Annotated in this window: 1 rRNA gene; it reads left to right on the top strand. The window is 49.4% G+C overall.

Annotated features, from left to right (window positions below):
* Window positions 1-45: 45 nt before the first annotated feature.
* A 16S ribosomal RNA gene (locus M3175_RS24765) occupies window positions 46-255 on the top strand; the annotation flags it as partial.

Genomic DNA, 255 nt, shown 5'->3' with positions numbered 1-255 from the left:
ATACACACTAGCCAACGTTTTAACTTTAAGAGCTAATCTTACTCTTTATTGGAGAGTTTGATCCTGGCTCAGGACGAACGCTGGCGGCGTGCCTAATACATGCAAGTCGAGCGGACCTTTGGGAGCTTGCTCCCAAAGGTTAGCGGCGGACGGGTGAGTAACACGTGGGCAACCTGCCTATGAGACTGGGATAACTCCGGGAAACCGGGGCTAATACCGGATAATTCTTTTCTACACATGTGGAAAAGCTGAAAG

It is taken from the genome of Robertmurraya korlensis, from assembly GCF_023715225.1.
In the GTDB taxonomy this organism is placed as follows: Bacteria; Bacillota; Bacilli; order Bacillales; family Cytobacillaceae; genus Robertmurraya_A.
The sequence above is the reverse complement of the archived record's forward strand: the minus strand, read 5'-3'. Positions and strand labels throughout refer to the sequence as shown.